Genomic DNA, 995 nt, shown 5'->3' with positions numbered 1-995 from the left:
CTCGGCTGTCGCCGGCCCGCGACGGCTGCCGGTGGATGAGCTGGTGAATTGCAGCGCTGCGCCGCTGAGGCGGCAGCCTGGGTTAAGGACGCGTTAACCGGCGATTTGGCTTGTCCGTCGCCTTGATTTGCCGGGGCGCGGCCGATACGGTCCGGCCGCTTTTCCGAAAACCCTTGCGAATCCAAAGCCGATCATGGACCCGACGCCTCCGCACATGCGCCCGGAACGCTCGTTCCAGGGCCTGATCCTGACGCTGCAGCGCTTCTGGGCCGACCACGGCTGCGTCATCCTGCAGCCCTACGACATGGAAGTCGGCGCCGGCACCTTCCACCCGGCCACCACGCTGCGGGCGCTCGGTCCGAAGTACTGGAACGCCGCTTACGTGCAGCCGTCGCGCCGGCCCAAGGATGGCCGCTACGGCGAGAACCCGAACCGGCTGCAGCACTACTATCAGTTCCAGGTGATCCTCAAACCCTCGCCGCCGAACATCCAGGATCTGTATCTGCAATCGCTGGCCGCGATCGGCGTCGACTCGGGCTTGCACGACATCCGTTTCGTCGAGGACGATTGGGAGAGCCCGACGCTCGGCGCCTGGGGGCTGGGCTGGGAGTGCTGGTGCGACGGCATGGAAGTCAGCCAGTTCACCTACTTCCAGCAGGTCGCCGGCGTCGAATGCGCGCCGGTCGCCGGCGAACTGACTTATGGACTCGAACGGCTGGCGATGTACGTCCAGGGCATCGACCGGGTCTACGACCTCAACTTCAACGGCCGCGACGGCGCCGACAAGGTCACCTACGGCGACGTCTTCCTGCAGGCCGAGAAGGAATACTCGAAACACAATTTCGAGGTCGCCGACACCGAGATGCTGTTCGAGCAGTTCAAGATGGCCGAAGCCGCCTGCAAGAAATATCTCGACGCCGGCTGGGTGAGCGACAAACGCGAAGCCCACGCCATGGCGCTGCCGGCCTACGACCAGTGCAGCAAGGCCAGCCACG

General features: G+C 65.1%; 1 protein-coding gene. It reads left to right on the top strand.

What is annotated here, in order from left to right:
* Nucleotides 1–193: 193 nt before the first annotated feature.
* Nucleotides 194–995, top strand: an 802-nt coding sequence (locus DU475_RS23845) for a glycine--tRNA ligase subunit alpha (RefSeq protein ID WP_164633521.1), incomplete at its 3' end; no start/stop codon positions are given.

The organism is Rhodopseudomonas sp. WA056 (assembly GCF_010906995.1).
In the GTDB taxonomy this organism is placed as follows: domain Bacteria; phylum Pseudomonadota; class Alphaproteobacteria; order Rhizobiales; family Xanthobacteraceae; genus Rhodopseudomonas; species Rhodopseudomonas palustris_G.
Note: the sequence above shows the minus strand (reverse complement) of the source record. Positions and strands in the feature narration are given on the sequence as shown.